General features: G+C 46.7%; 11 protein-coding genes and 1 pseudogene. 4 read left to right on the top strand and 8 right to left on the bottom strand.

Features of this window, described 5'->3' with window-relative positions; translation table 11 throughout:
* The 5 genes from ACJ751_RS24435 to ACJ751_RS24415 form a co-directional block, all read right to left on the bottom strand.
* Positions 1-1,223 (bottom strand): glycosyl hydrolase (locus ACJ751_RS24435; protein WP_407748150.1); only part of this gene is annotated, 1,223 nt, incomplete at its 3' end.
* Complete coding sequence (locus ACJ751_RS24430; RefSeq protein ID WP_407748149.1) at positions 1,207-3,072, bottom strand: glycoside hydrolase family 13 protein; 1,866 nt, start codon at positions 3,070-3,072, stop codon at positions 1,207-1,209. The genes ACJ751_RS24435 and ACJ751_RS24430, both read right to left, overlap by 17 nt.
* A complete protein-coding gene (locus ACJ751_RS24425; RefSeq protein WP_407748148.1) occupies positions 3,059-4,426 on the bottom strand; it encodes an MFS transporter in 1,368 nt (455 codons plus the stop codon). Before ACJ751_RS24425 ends, ACJ751_RS24430 begins: the two co-directional genes overlap by 14 nt.
* 210 nt (positions 4,427-4,636) lie before the next feature.
* Complete coding sequence (locus ACJ751_RS24420; RefSeq protein ID WP_407748147.1) at positions 4,637-5,911, bottom strand: glucose-1-phosphate adenylyltransferase; 1,275 nt, start codon at positions 5,909-5,911, stop codon at positions 4,637-4,639.
* Positions 5,912-5,988: 77 nt separating this feature from the next.
* The gene (locus ACJ751_RS24415; protein ID WP_407748146.1) at positions 5,989-7,410 is read right to left on the bottom strand and encodes a glycogen synthase; all 1,422 of its coding nucleotides are present in this window, start codon (positions 7,408-7,410) and stop codon (positions 5,989-5,991) included.
* A 312-nt stretch (positions 7,411-7,722) separates the two neighbouring features.
* Between ACJ751_RS24415 and ACJ751_RS24410 the strand changes: the two genes are divergently transcribed.
* Complete coding sequence (locus tag ACJ751_RS24410) at positions 7,723-9,210, top strand: MFS transporter (protein ID WP_407748145.1); 1,488 nt, start codon at positions 7,723-7,725, stop codon at positions 9,208-9,210.
* Positions 9,211-9,293: 83 nt separating this feature from the next.
* Entirely contained in the window at positions 9,294-10,274 is a 981-nt protein-coding gene (locus tag ACJ751_RS24405) for an ROK family protein (protein WP_407748144.1), read from the top strand.
* 329 nt (positions 10,275-10,603) lie between these two features.
* Here the strand turns inward: ACJ751_RS24405 and ACJ751_RS24400 are convergent, their stop codons facing one another.
* The 3 genes from ACJ751_RS24400 to ACJ751_RS24390 form a co-directional block, all read right to left on the bottom strand.
* Complete coding sequence (locus ACJ751_RS24400; protein ID WP_407748143.1) at positions 10,604-11,527, bottom strand: phosphodiester glycosidase family protein; 924 nt, start codon at positions 11,525-11,527, stop codon at positions 10,604-10,606.
* A 146-nt stretch (positions 11,528-11,673) separates the two neighbouring features.
* Positions 11,674-12,609, bottom strand: a complete 936-nt coding sequence (lipA, locus tag ACJ751_RS24395; protein ID WP_209139735.1) for a lipoyl synthase — start codon at positions 12,607-12,609, stop codon at positions 11,674-11,676.
* Between the two features lie 458 nt (positions 12,610-13,067).
* A complete protein-coding gene (locus ACJ751_RS24390; RefSeq protein ID WP_407748142.1) occupies positions 13,068-13,868 on the bottom strand; it encodes a hypothetical protein in 801 nt (266 codons plus the stop codon).
* 49 nt (positions 13,869-13,917) lie between these two features.
* Between ACJ751_RS24390 and ACJ751_RS24385 the strand changes: the two genes are divergently transcribed.
* Positions 13,918-14,343: an OsmC family protein gene (locus ACJ751_RS24385; RefSeq protein WP_407748141.1), complete on the top strand. Its 426-nt coding sequence runs from the start codon at positions 13,918-13,920 to the stop codon at positions 14,341-14,343.
* A gap of 162 nt (positions 14,344-14,505) precedes the next feature.
* Positions 14,506-14,935 (top strand): annotated as a pseudogene (locus ACJ751_RS24380) (sialate O-acetylesterase); the annotation flags it as partial.

The following is a 14,935-nucleotide window of genomic DNA, read 5'->3' as shown; positions in this document are numbered from 1 at the left end:
GCTGCTGAAGAAGCAAACTTCAACATATTGGGATCTGGATCTACATTGCGAATGTCGCCGCTGTCTCTTTTCAACCCTTTTATAGGGAAATAACTGCTGCCAAAGGTTTCTGTCTCGGGGATATCGAACGCCCCATACAGATCGAGCAGGTTACCGGGTGAACCATGCGCCTGGTTTACCGACAGGGTATTTCGTTTATTGGTCCATTGCGTGAATACGGTACTGAAATTTTCGCGCATAAGGTCTGCTAATGTTTCCCGGTAATCTGATTTTAACCGGGCAATTGTATCATTCACAGCATCGGAAACAAACAGGTTGATGTATTGCCGCAGGTCATAACCCCGCCGTTTTTGAAACTCGGTGAAGAAATCGGGTGTCCAGTCGGCATTGTACACTTCATAGCTGTCGTTGAAAAATGCCTTTACGCCGTGGGAGGAATTGCCAAATGCGGTATCGAATATTTTAAAATAGTTGGCGGTGGCTGTTTTTGAAAAATGATCGATGGTATACCCTTCCCCACCCGGCGCTGCCCTTTTTACCGCCTGGCGGGTTTTGCCAGTGAATATTGCATATAGTTTCAAATCATCTGCTGTACTATATTGAAGGTTGCCACTGGCATCTACCTTGCTGGTAAGATCGATGGCTGCACCATTTTTATTATACCCCATCAGGGCGCTCAATACTGCAAATCCTTTTTGTTTTGGATCATTGACGGTGATCTTTTCCGTGAGTGGGGTATTTGCTTTCAACTCATATTGCTGAACGATCAGTTTTGAGGCGGCATCGGGTATAGTTACGTTTGAACCGCCAATGGGCCAGCCTGTACCTACTGAAATATATACACCCATGTTCAACGCGTTCGATTGCTGAACGGTATGATCGAGCAGGTGCATCCATTGCGGCGATAAATATTTTATGTAACGGTTCTCGTAGCCCTTAGCCCCGTAAATGGGAACGATCTCTACCCCACCAAAACCAACCTTGTTATATTGTTGTAAGGAAGCGCTGATGTTCTTTTCATCCACCGCGCTGCCCATCCACCACCATCGGGTCCAGGGACGGGTTTGCTGGTTTATAGCGGGCCATTTTGTTTGTGCAGATGCAGATAATGTGAGTGCTGTTATACAACAGGCAAGGATCGTTTTTCGTAACATGCGGCTAATGTAGCGGAATTTGAGTGGCTGTCCTTCCTGTACTATCAGGGTTTCAGGGGAGCAACTCACCCACCCACAGCGATTTGCCTTGCACTTTTAATTTGTTCTTAATGTCTGCCTGATTGCCATCGATTATATTCCTTGCTTTGGTAAATGCTTTTGTTCTTTCTTCAAACCGGTGCATATCTATTTCCTTCTCCTGGCCGGTGGGGTTCATGACGCACATGACGGTTTGTTGCGCCGTATAGCGGAAATACACATAAACACCGTCCTCCGGCACGTATTGCATCATTTTTCCTGTTGTTAATGCCGGGGATGTTTTGCGATAGTTAGCCAGGGTTCTTACATAATTATATACATCGTTTTCGGAGGGTGTTCTGCCGCCCGGTTCAAACTTATTGGCGGCATCGCCGGGCCAGCCTCCGGGAAAATCCAATCGTACCAGCCCATCGGGATCGGCAAAATTCTTCATCAGGATCTCCGTACCATAATACAACTGCGGTATACCGCGAAAAGTAAGCAACCAGGCAATGCCCATTTTTTGTTTGGCAATGTCCTCGCCTACCATGCTGAAGAACCGGCTCAGGTCGTGGTTATCGAGAAAAAGCACATTCTTCATGGGATCGGCATACACAAAATCATTGGTGGCGGTCAGGTACAGGCGGTTCACGCCTTCCGTCCAGCCAAAATCCTGCGTTAATGCCGGCACAATGCCATAGAGGTTGAGTTGAAAATCGGTCACCCCCGGCAGATTGCTTTTATACGGGATGTTGTATTTGTTATGGGTGAAAAAACTCTGGTCGGGAATGCCATGTACCCAGGTTTCGCCGAATAAATGCAATTGCGGATATTCATCGAGCAGGGCCTTGTTGCAGCGGTTCATAAAATCGAGGTCGTTATAAGCATAGGTATCTATGCGCCAGCCATCGAGCCCGAATTCTTCCGTGCACCAGATGGCGTGTTGTATCAGAAAGCTGGCTACCTGTGGATTGCTTTGATCCAGATCGGGCATTACGGCCGAGAACCAGCCATCGCTCATTTTTTTCTTATCAATTTGAGCAGCGTATGGGTCCATCAGCACCTGATCTTTATAGGTAGTATTGGTATAAACCGGCCACCAGTGAAACCAGTTGCTATCGGGCAGATCCCGATACAAAAAATGCTCGATGCCTACATGGTTATATACGGCATCCTGAATGATCTTCATACCGCGTTTATGTAAACTGTCAATCAGTTCATGATAGGCGCTGGCGCCGCCCAGCCGCGGGTCGATGGTATAATGATCGGTAAATGCATAGCCATGCTCTGTGCGGTCGGGCATGTCGTTTAACAGTACAGGGTTCAGCCATAAGGCCGTTACCCCTAATTGTTGCAGGTAACCGAGATGGTTCTGGATGCCTTTCAAATCGCCGCCGTGGCGTTTGAAATAATCACTGCGATCGAGGCTTTGGTCTTTTAGCCCGGCAATACGATCGTTGGCAGGATCGCCATTGCTGAAGCGGTCGGGCATAATGAGGTAGATCAGATCGGAACTGTTTATGCCTTTGATGCGGGTGTTGCCGTTCTGGGTGCTGCGTGGTTTGAGGGCATACGTCAGTTGGGCAACAGTTGTAGTAGTGTTATTAAATGTGAAGGTAAGCTGGCCCGGCGCCGTGGTTTTGCTGATGTCGAGATAAATAGTAAGATAGTTAGGGTTAGCATAGGTGCTTACACTGGTCATTTTTACCCCGGCATAAGGCTTCAACACTACCTGGTGAGCCGATCTGATATTATTGGCATGTACCAGCAATTGCAGCTTTGTGTTTTTCATGCCAACCCACCAATGCATAGGATACACTTTTAAGCTATCTTCTGCCCGGGCATCGATCACCCATAGGCAACCCATAATAAGGATCAGTAATTTTCTACAGCAGATCATCGTGTGTTTTTTCTTTAACAATTAACGCACAAACAATACCTGCTACAATCAGTAAGGTGCCGCCAATCTGCACGGCCAACAGGCGATCGTTGTGCAGAAAAGCGTTCATGATCTTTCCAAAGAAAAGTGATGCAATGATCTCGGGCAATACAATAAAGAAATTAAAGATGCCCATATAGATGCCGATCTTGTTTTCAGGTAAGTGTCCGGCCAGCATGGAGTATGGCATTGATAATATAGACGCCCAGGCAATGCCCACCAAGCTCATGGAAACATATAACATAGATGGGTCGCTGATATACTTCACCGTGAATAAACCAATGCCGCCAATGAGGAGACAAAAGGTATGCGTCATTTTTTTGCCCAGCTTGGCAACCCAAAAAGAAAGCGTGAGGGAAAACAAAAAGGTGACGAGATTTAGAACAGATGAGGTAGCATTGGCATGTTCTATCCCCTGCGTATAAATGTCGTTGGAAGTGTTGGGATCGCCTTTGAAAATATCGCGCGCTACGCCGGTGGTGTAATAAAACCACATGAGGAACAACCCGGGCCAGGTAAGGAACTGCACCAATGCCAGTCTTTTCATTTGCGCCGGCATATTAAAGATCGAGGAGGTGATCTCCTTTATAGCCCCACCAATGCCACTACCATGTTCTGCATCCAGTTGTTGCCGCCAGTTGGGATCGGCAGGCGGATATTCTTTACTGCGGAACACGGTATACAACACCGCTGCCAGGAACATGATGCCGCCAATATAAAACGACCACATAATGTTTTGCGGAATGCCACCGGCCGTTTTCTGCCGCGAAATGTGAAACCAATTCACCAGTATTCCGGGTAAGAATCCGGCAATGAACGCCGCCGCGCCAATGAACATGCTTTGCATGCTATACCCAAAGGGCCGCTGTTGGTCATTGAGGTTATCGGCCACAAATGCGCGGAACGGTTCCATACTAACATTGATGCATGAGTCCAGGATCCACAGGGTGCCTGCCGCCATCCAGATGGTAGAGGCATTGGGCATTATAAATAAAGCGAGCGAACTCAAGATGGCGCCTATTAAAAAGAATGGTCGTCTGCGGCCCCAGGTTGGGTGCCAGGTGCGGTCGCTGAGATAGCCGATGATGGGTTGAACCAATAAGCCGGTCATGGGTGCCGCCAGCCACAGTCCGGGTATTTGTTCGGCCGATGCGCCCAGGTATTCATAGATGGCGCTCATGTTGTTCATTTGTAACGACCAGCCAAACTGGATTCCAAAGAAGCCGAAACACATATTCCAGATCTGCCAGAAGTTGAAATGGGGTTTTGCCTGAATGGCCTGTTCGGTATTCAATACTATGGGGGATGGTTCCATATGCAATCGCTTTGAGTATGTTAAGATACTTAGTTTTCCGTACAGTGCCGGTATTCAAATCGTGAATCGACAGTTGACAATGTCGTGAAACGTGAAACGGCAAGATCGTGAAACGGATCGCAGTCAGGGTTGCCTTCGAAAAAAAAGGCGAGCCACTCTTTTAGAGTGACCCGCCTTAATGCATTTTATCCCCTTTAGGGGCTTGGGGGGTTATATCACAAACCCATCTGGTAAAATAGACCCCTTCTTCACTACAACAATTCCGTCTTTTATGGTGTATAACGAGTGATCGGTATTTTCGAGATGATTGCTGCCATTGATGCGCACATCATTACCAATGCGGCAGTTTTTGTCGATAATAGCGTTGCGGATGTAACAACGTTCGCCTATACCCAGCTTTGGCAACCCTCTTTCCAGTGAGTGCTGCATTTCTTCAATGGTCTCAAAATAATCGGAGCCCATCACATAGCTGCTTACTACTGTACTGCCATGGCCTATCCGGCTACGAATACCGATCACGCTGTTCTCGATGCGGCTGGCATTGATGATGCTGCCTTCTGCAATGATTGTTTTTTCGAGTGTGGTGCCGCTGATCTTGGCCGGGGGCAACATGCGCGCACGGGTATATACGGCATTCCTGTTGTCGAATAAATTGAATGGTGGAATGTCGGCCGTAAGCGCCAGGTTGGCTTCGAAGAAGGAATAGATATGACCGATATCGGTCCAGTATCCATCATACTCGTAGCTCATGATCTTGTGCACACCGATTGATTTGGGAAGAATTTCCTTACCAAAATCGGTGGCGCCTTTATGTTCTTCCATTAACTGATCGAAGAGCAGTTTACGGTTGAAGATATAGATACCCATGGAAGCCAGGTATACCCTGCCCTGCTTTTGCATTTCGGGACTGGTTTCGCTTTTCCAGTCGGGCAACAGGTCCTGTTTGGGCTTTTCAATGAATGAAGTAATGTGACCGTCGGGGTTGGCTTTCAGGATGCCGAAGTCTGATGCTTCCTTGGCATGCACGGGAATGGTAGCTACCGAAATAGCGGCGCCTGATTCCTTGTGTTTGTTGATCATATCCTGGAAGTCCATCTGGTACAGCTGATCGCCCGAAAGAACGAGCACATATTCAAAATCGTGCTGGCTCAGGTGACGTAATGATTTGCGTACGGCATCGGCTGTACCCTGGTACCACGATGGATTATCGGGGGTTTGCTCTGCGGCCAGGATGTCAACAAATGCACTGCTGAAGATGCTGAAGTGATACGTGTTCTTGATGTGTTTGTTTAGCGATGCCGAGTTGAACTGCGTTAAAACAAACATGCGGTTAATACCGGAGTTGATACAGTTTGAGATTGGGATGTCTACCAAACGATATTTTCCGGCGATAGGCACTGCGGGTTTCGAACGGCTGGCAGTCAGGGGATAAAGTCGGGTACCGGCTCCTCCGCCCAGGATGACAGCAATCACTTGTTTGCTCATGATTGTAAATTTTAACCTGAATCTTGTTCTTTTATTCTCTTGTACTAGTCTACTCTGCTCTTCTTAAAGTTATACAATTATTGCGTTACTAACGACGAATAAAGATGTATATACTGTTTAACACTACTTTCCCAGCTGAAATCAAGGTTCATCATTCTCTGTCTTATTTGCTGAAGCCTTCCTTTATCATGGTACACTTCGGCAGCACGCCATACCGCATGGGTAATATCGGGTACACTGGCGTAGTTGTAGCAAATACCGTATCCATTCACGTCACCAAAATCAATAACGGTATCTTTTAATCCGCCGGTGCGCCGTACCATGGGCACGGTGCCATATCGCATGGAGTACATCTGGTTAAGACCGCAGGGTTCTACGCGTGAAGGCATTAACAAAAAATCGAGCCCGGCATACATGGTATGACTTAACCCTTCGTTATAACCGACGTATACGTTATAATCAGATTGTGATAATGGTTTTAATGCGCCAAGGCGGGCTTCTACTTCGGGGAAACCGCTACCCAATACGAGGAAGTTCATTCGGCGACCGATAAAGTAAAACGAATCGCTGATGACCTGGGGTAACAGGTCGGCGCCCTTTTCGCCTACGAGGCGGCCTATGAAACCTATCAGGGGTTTATCATAGTCGAGACCAAACTGATCGCACAACAACATTTTATTTTTTGCCTTGCCGGCTTCGAAGTCGTGCTCTGAAAAATGATGTTGTAAATATTCATCTGTTTCGGGGTCCCACACTTTGGCGTCGATGCCATTGAGGATCCCTACACATTTACCTTTTTCATATTCGAACAGCGGTTCCAGTCCGGCGCTCATCCATTTCAGCTCCTGCATATAGCTGGGGCTTACTGTGGTCACTTTGTCGGCGCATTTTACGGCGCTGGCCAATGGGTTGATGGCATTGTTCCAGTCGAGCATCCCCCACTTCCACATATCCCATTGGGGAATGAGTATGCTTCGGCTCCAGGGCATCCAACCCTGGTACTGGGCATTGTGAATGGTTAATACTGTTTTTATGGAGGCCAGTTTCCGGTATTTCAGACAATGTTTTGTCATGAAAGGGATCAACCCGGTTTGATGATCGTGCACATGCAGGATGTCGGGCTTTTTAGCCCAGGTATTCACCCAGTCAAGCACACAGATCTGAAAAGCAGTAAAGCGTTCGCTGTCGTCGTTGTAGCCATAGACCTTTTCGCGGTCGAGCAAGCCATTTACATCAACCAGGTACAGTTCAAACCCCAGTTTATTGGTCTTTTCCTTAATGATGGTAAACTCAAACCACCAGTTACCCATGTTGGTGCTGGCTTTGTGCACCACTTCCCATTCATTGGCGTATAAGAATTTGGTACGGTACATGGGCATAACCACCCGGGCCGAATGCCCCAGGTCATTCATATATTTTGGCAAGGCCCCTACCACATCTCCCAAACCACCTGCCTTAGCTACAGGGTAACATTCCGCGCTTACATGTAAAATATCCATTCTAAAAGATCGGGTTAATAGTAAAAAGGAAATGTGTGTTCAATATAGGAAGGATTTTGATTGAATGATGCAGTTCTATAAAAAATGATTACAAAACGTCTCTTATATGACACGGTTAATAGACTGTTATTGCTTCCGGCAACAGAAATTTTCATGCCCGATGCCGCTAAAGCGGTATCTTGGCGATTGCTTTTGAAAAACGCTTAAAAGGGTAATTGAAATGCTGCAGTCGGTCCCGGGAGAAACGGGCGCAGGCTGTGGTAAAAACTTGTTATTTTTAAAACATCTTTTTGACTAAAAACTAACCTTTCAATGAGTCAACAAACCAAATGGTCGCAATTTGCTGTACTTGTTTCTGTGTTCTTTTTCTGGGGTTTTGTGGCCGCCAGTAATGACATCCTGATCCCGGTTTTCCGTGAAAAATTACACCTGCAACCCTGGCAATCGCAAATGATCTCTTTCGCTTTTTATGTAGCGTATACTGTAGGTTCTGTTATTTACTACCTGGTTAGTAAAATATCCGGTGGTGACATTTTAAATAAAATTGGTTATAAGAACGGGATTGCGCTGGGCCTGGTGGTCTCGGCCCTGGGTACCTTATTATTTTACCCCGCAGCCCAGACACAATCGTTCTTTATTATGATCAGCGGCCTGTTCATTGTTGGACTTGGTTTTTCCCTGCAGCAAACAGCGGCCAACCCGCTGGCCATTGTAATGGGTGACCCAAAAACCGGCTCGCAGCGTTTAAGCATGGCAGGCGGTATCAATAACCTGGGTACTACCCTGGGGCCTGTAATAGTAAGTCTGGCCATTTTTGGTTCCGTTACCGGCGGCGTTAAAGTAGCCGACATTGGCGCGGTAAAAGTGCCTTACCTGGTACTAGGTGCAGCTTTCATTGTGGTAGCCATCATATTTAAATTCTCCCCTATTCCTAATAAGATCGAGCACAATGAGGAAATTGAAATGGATTTTGATAAGGGTTCAGAAGTAACTGCCAAACCAATGTATTCTCCCGCAAAAAGCAGTGCCTTGAGTTATTCTCAGCTTTGGCTGGGGATGATCGGTATTTTTATCTATGTGGGGGTGGAAGTAGCTACTGCCAGTAACCTGCCTCAGTTCATGAGCGAACACGTAAAAGAGAACGGGCTTCCCTTCCCTACTGATAAAATTGCCCCATTTGTTTCGTTGTACTGGGCTAGTTTAATGATGGGTCGCTGGACTAATTCAGTGGGCGCCTTTGGCTTCAGCGCTTCGATTAAATCTGTTCTGCGCTTTATTATGCCGTACCTGGCTTTTGGCGTTTTCCTGCTTATTAACAAGATCGCCAACCACGATATCACACCTTTTTATATATATGCCATTGTGATCGTTGCCCTTATTATCGGCGACCTGCTGAGCAAGGGTAATCCTGCCCGTCAGTTGCTGATATTTTCTCTTTGCGGTATTACAGCCCTTATCATTGGCATGCTGGCCGATGGCATGGTGAGCGTATATGCATTCACCAGCGTAGGCTTGTTCTGCTCTACTTTGTGGCCCTGTATTTTTACGCTGGCCATTGCCGGTTTGGGCCGTCATACCAATGAAGGCGCCAGCTTCCTGATCATGATGATCATGGGCGGTGGATTTATCAGCTTGTTACAAGGCTACCTGGCCGGTAATCACTTACTGGGCATTCAGGCATCCTTTATCGTAGGCGTTTTCTGTTTTGCCTACCTGGCTTTTTATGCCATTCGCGCCAAGGCCATTTTGAAGGCCCAGGGTATTGATTATGATAAACTTGAAAGCGGTGGAGGGCATTAATTTGCAAATTGATGTTATCTTCATGCCTCAAAATGGTCCGCAGGGGCTTTTTATGACTGAAAAATTGAAACTGAATTATAGTAATGAGACAACAAGAGTATGCCATAGGCATTGATATTGGCGGAACCAACACAGTTTTTGGAATTGTAGATCACCGGGGTGATATTTCGTACCGCGGCGCCATTTCAACCCGTAAGCACAATAATATTCCGGATTATATCGATGAACTGGCCATAGCCCTGGCGCCGGCTATTGAGCAGGTAGGCGGCTTCAATGCCATTCGTGGAATAGGCATTGGCGCACCCAATGGAAATTATTATAAAGGAACTATTGAATATGCTCCGAATTTACCCTGGAAAGGGCTGGTTCCCCTGGTTCAGCTCATGAACGATAAATTCGGCGTTCCCTGTTCTCTCACCAATGATGCGAACGCCGCAGCAGTGGGTGAAATGATGTATGGGGTGGCACGGGGCATGCGCGATTTCATTATGATTACCCTGGGTACAGGGGTAGGCAGCGGTATCGTAGCCAACGGTCAGCTGATCTATGGTCACGACGGTTTTGCCGGCGAACTGGGCCATACTACTACCATCCCGGGCGGCCGTTTACACAAAGGAACCGGTTTGCATGGTTCGCTGGAAGCTTATGCTTCGGCTACCGGCGTAACCCTGACCGCTATCGAATTCCTCGACCGCGACATGAAACGCGACAGCCTGTTACGCAACTATGCCAAGGAAGAAATTGATTCCCGTATTGTTTATGATTGCGCCATGCAGGGCGACGCCATCGCCCAGGAAGTGTACCAGTTTACCGGTGAGGTGCTGGGACTGGCATTGGCCAATTTCGTGATGTTCTCTTCACCTGAAGCCATCATCCTGTTCGGGGGTATGACCAAGGCCGGCGACCTGATCCTTAAACCCACCCGCGAACACATGGAGAAGAACCTGCTGCCCATTTTCCAGAATAAGGTGAAGCTGTTGTTCTCGGAATTGAAGGAAGCGGATGCTGCGATTTTGGGAGCGAGTGCGTTGGTGTGGGAAGTGAAGGCGGATAAGGTTGTTTGATAGTTGACCAGTTGACCAGTTAACCAGTTGACCTGTTAACCAGTTGACCAGATCAGTGCAAGTGGAAGCGGTGTTTAATGGGAAAAGTTGATAAGGTTGATGGAGTTGACAGGGTTGATAAAGTTGACGGGTTAACAAGTTGACGGGTTGACAAGGAATACAAAATAAATAAGGGCTCAAGCAGTTTTAAACAGCTTGAGCCCTTTTCTTATATCAAATTTTCTTATCTCCTACTTCTTACTTCAGCATTTTGAAACTCCAGATTTCGTTGTTTTCCGGCATTTTACTTTCTTTCCTTGTATTCCTGGTTAACTGGTTAACTGGTCAACCTACTTCTTTTTCCTCGCCTCCTTCTTCTTCACAATAAACACACTTGCCACCGGCCGCTCGCCTTCCTTATCCGCCGGTTGAATAGTTTCCTTTCCGTTTATGAGCATGCAGCTGCTGCCGCCGCCATCGAGGTTGATGGCCTCTTCGCAACCCAGTTCTACCAGGATGCGGGCCGTTTCATCGAGCGTGGCGCCTTCGGCCACACCCGGGCTACGGCCCTGTATAACCAGGATAATCAACCGGTGATTGTGGGTATAGCCAATGGCGGTACGCGGATGCCGGTCGTCCCGTTCAAACGCGTACAGCTGCTCTTCTTTATTGGTGATGAATACCGCGCCTTCCTGCACCAGTACCGGTCCGCCGCCGATGGCGGTATGCATCTTCCACCAGTTCCATTGTTCAATCGTATGCAGGTCGGCAAAAGAGGGATCGGGGTTGCTGCCTTTGGCAATAATGGGATGGGTTTGAAACCCATAAGGCCAGCGTTTGGCCGTGTCGGTGAACAACCAGGCAACATCGGCCACTCTCTTTTTAGTGATGCCAAATGCACTGCGGGTAGCGTAGTAGAAGGAATCGTTGTACAGACTTTTCAACGCAGGAATATTGTACGCAACCATTTTACCCTCCCGGATGATCACATTCAAATTCTGGTTGGTCTGAAACGAGAAATACCCGCCGTTTACGACGATATATGGTTTTTGTTCCCGGTTATAATATTGCGAAGGCGTATAGGCGTTACCGGCTCCTGTTTGGGCGGTAAAGTCAATGTGTTTGTCTCTTAGTTTTACTTCAACACAAAAGGCTGTAAAGGGACGGCCGTTTAATGAATCGGTGGTTTTAAAAACCCGGATGGCTTTGGGCAGGCTGTCAAATTCGCTATCCGCCTTTTTCCAGTGCAATTGGGAGAATCCGATTGCAGGCAAAAGGCAGATCGTCAGTAATATTGAGTGTGCAATTTGCAAAGTTGAAGAAGTAGGAAGTACGAAGTAAGAGATACGAAGCGTGAAAAATCTGTATTTCTTACCTCCTACTTCTTACTTCTGTATTTTTCAAACATCAAGGTGCTTTATTAAGATATCATCATCTCCTTCTGTTTCAGCCACTGTTCTTTGCCGTAACCAGGAATAACATGTTTTTCGCTATGATAAGAAGAACGAACCAGCGGACCGCTTTCCACATAGTCGAAGCCAATGTTATAACCAAATTCGCGGAATTCGGCAAATTCGTCGGGGTGCACAAACCGGAGTACCGGTAAATGCTTTTTGGTAGGTTGCAGGTACTGGCCAAGGGTAATCACATCCACGCCGCTGTTACGCAGGTCCTGCATAGTTTGTAACACCTCTTCTTTGGTTTCACCCAGTCCGCACATGATACCGCTTTTGGTACGCATGCCACCTTCTTTCAGTATTTTAAGCACTTCCATGCTGCGGCGGTATTTTGCCTGAATGCGTACCTGGCGCGTGAGGCGCTCAACAGTCTCAATATTGTGTGATACTACTTCGGGATGCGCTTCTATGATCCGTTGAACATCTTCGGCCTTTCCCTTGAAATCGGGGATCAGCGTTTCGAGCGTGGTATCGGGATTTAATGCTTTTACTGCTTTAATGGTATTGTGCCAGATGATACTGCCACCATCTTTCAGTTCGTCGCGGTCAACCGAGGTTAACACGGCGTGTTTTACTTTCATCAGGTGGATGGCTTCTGCCACGCGTTGGGGTTCATCCCAATCCACTGCATCCGGACGGCCGGTCGCTACTGCGCAGAAACCGCAGCTGCGGGTGCACACATTACCAAGGATCATAAAGGTGGCGGTGCCTTCGCCCCAGCATTCACCCATATTAGGGCAATTGCCGCTTTCACAAATGGTGTGCAGTTTATGGGTATCAACCAGGTTGCGTACATGCCGGTAGTTTTCGCCGGTAGGCAGTTTTACACGCAGCCAGTTGGGCTTTTTTACAACAGAGTTCGATTCATTTACACTACTGATAACTGGTAATTCCTGCATATGTCTTAGTATTCTGATTAAACCTTAGGGGTGTTTCCATATCAGGTATAATAACACACCAAAATCCAAAAGGTTTATGTAACAAATTGATAGCTAGTCAACTATTAGTCACCGGGTTGTCTATTGATCAGCAAAAATAACATAAAACTGGTAATCAGAGGCTTTTAGTTATCCCGTAACAGGGTATAAATCAGGTCAATGGTGAATGGTCAATGGAGAACGCCTTACTTTACTGGATGTGCTGGAGGTCGTGAAACGGCAGAAGGCAAATTTTAGCCTCGCGAAATTCGAGACTCGCTCAATCGTGAAACGTGAAACGTGAAAGAACTCGCGGCAATTCGAACGAACCACAAAACTAAAGAACTAACAAACTAACGAACTAAATAAAAAATGGGCCTCTTTTTGAAAGAGACCCACCTTAATATGTTTTAAGCTCCCCCTTTAGGGGGCTGGGGGGATCACTTTCGTCGCCCTAACAACAGAGAAATATAGGCGTTGAAAAAGAAATTCTTCTCAGGATTATAAGCCATTTGAGCTACTTTCTGCGCATAGTATTCTGCATTCAGCCCTACTTCAATGGCCGATACGGTTTCGTTGAACCGGCCATAGTCGAACCGCAGGGCCGCTTTGGCAGTTAAGCCAAATTTAGGCTGTACCTTGTTCCAGCCAACGGTAAACCCGGAAGCGCCCTGCTCCAGGTAATTGCTGTCGATAATATCGGGATAGGTTTTGCGATAGCGTTGTTGCGCCTGGTCTATCACATCTACATAATACGGTTTTTGCAACCCAACGCTTACCCCACCGGTATAAATGGCCATCACGCCTACCCCGTTCTTGTTGCCTTTACCACCAATTATGCGTTGCTGGCCGGCACTGAGCTTTACCTGGTAAAAATTATTGAGTTTGCCATAAATTACACTGTTGAAGTTAAACCCGTTCAACAGGGAAGTGCGCTTTTCCTTCTTGTGCTTTTTTTCGTTGATCTCAATCTGAAAGATATTTGCCACCCGCGGGCTTTTAAACCGTCCTATTTCATAGGAAAGCCCATAGCCATCGGTATTAAGTTTAATGCCGAAAACGTTTTGTTTATTAAAAATAATTTCTCCTTCCTCTTCCTGTTTTATCAGGGCATTGATCCTTTCTTTTCTGGCGGCCTGTTTGTCTTTTTTTGCTGTTGGCGATTTGGGTGTTGGGTTCTCCTGCGCCCATATTGTGGAGGCAAGAGTACCAGCCAAAAGGAACAAAACAATTTTCTTCACTGGCTATGATTTGATTATTAAACGTAAATTTAAGGTAAAAATATACATAATGACGGCTACTGTAGTTTACGAAGGAAATCTGAGAACGGTTTGTACACACGAAAAATCCGGATCCATTATTGAAACCGATGCGCCGCCGGATAACCAGGGTTTGGGTGAGCGTTTTTCCCCCACCGACATGGTAGCAACAGCCCTTGGTACCTGCATGCTAACGATCATGGGTATTAAAGCTCGCGATATGAACCTCGATATAAAAGGGATCAGGATCGATGTGGAAAAGATCATGAAGGCCGATCCCCGCCGTATTGGCGGTATAAATTTAACATTTCATTTCCCCGATTCGCTGCAGGTCGATGAAAAGCAAAAGACCGTTCTGGAAAGAGCAGCCAATACCTGTCCGGTTATGTACAGCATTCACCCCGATATTGCAGTGAATGTGACCTTCAACTGGAAACCTGAAATGATTGTAGGGTAAGGCATAAGGAACAAGACTCAAGGCCAAAAGTAGAAATTACAATAAACAGATATTTGAATTTTATAAAGCGTCCAAATACACCGGACGCTTTTTTTATTATGTGAGAACAACCTTTTGTAACGGAATTGCTTCTTCCAGTCATTAAAAATTGCTATTACAGATATGAAAAAATGGTCATCGCTTCTTTTCTTATTATGTACGCTTGTCATCGCTTCTCATGCCGCCATTCGCCTGCCGGCGGTCATCAGCAGTAACATGGTTTTACAGCAGCAGTCAACCGTAAAACTGTGGGGTTGGTCGGCTCCTTTTGAAAAAGTTATCATTACCACCAGCTGGAATAATAAGTCCGATACCCTGAAGGCCACTAACAATGCCAACTGGCAAAAAAACATTCAAACGCCTGCTGCCGGTGGTCCTTATACTATTACCATCTGGGGCAGCAATACCCCCGCTCCTATTGTGCTGGAAAATGTTATGATCGGTGAAGTGTGGGTTTGTTCAGGCCAGTCGAACATGGAGTTCGGCTACTACAATAAAATACCGGATGTTGCGGCCGAGCTGCCTACCTGTTATAATAAGAACATCCGCTTTT

Origin of the sequence: Niastella sp. (genome assembly GCF_045805085.1) — a bacterium.
Lineage (GTDB): Bacteria > Bacteroidota > Bacteroidia > Chitinophagales > Chitinophagaceae > Niastella.
The sequence above is the reverse complement of the archived record's forward strand: the minus strand, read 5'-3'. Positions and strand labels throughout refer to the sequence as shown.